1 protein-coding gene is annotated in these 508 nt (G+C 47.6%); it reads left to right on the forward strand.

Annotated elements, in window-relative coordinates; all coding sequences use genetic code 11:
* A partial coding sequence (locus R8N49_RS30745; RefSeq protein WP_318190901.1) for a flagellar type III secretion system pore protein FliP occupies positions 1 to 508 on the forward strand: 508 nt, incomplete at both ends.

The raw sequence follows: 508 nt of genomic DNA on the forward strand, positions 1-508 counted from the left end.
GTGCTGGTATTCCAGCTTTCACCATGACCACCAATCCGGATGGCAGTGAAGACTATTCTGTTACATTGCAAATTCTCGCCTTAATGACCATGCTGGGCTTCTTGCCAGCAATGGTGATTTTGATGACGTCTTTCACCCGAATTGTGGTGGTAATGTCGATTCTGCGTCAGGCGATGGGCTTACAACAAACACCATCGAATCAGGTGATCATTGGCATCGCGCTTTTCTTGACCTTCTTTGTCATGTCTCCTGTGCTCAACGAAATCAATGACACGGCTATCCAGCCATACCTCAACGAACAAGTGACAGCGCGCGAAGCATTCGATGCAGCGCAAGTGCCGATGAAGGCCTTCATGCTTAAGCAAACGCGCATTAAGGATTTGGAAACCTTCGTAAATATGTCGGGCGAGCAAGTAACCAATCCAGAAGATGTGTCGATGGCGGTATTGATTCCGGCTTTTATCACCTCGGAGCTGAAAACGGCGTTCCAAATCGGTTTTATGTTGTT

This window comes from Vibrio sp. 1978 (assembly GCF_033344345.1).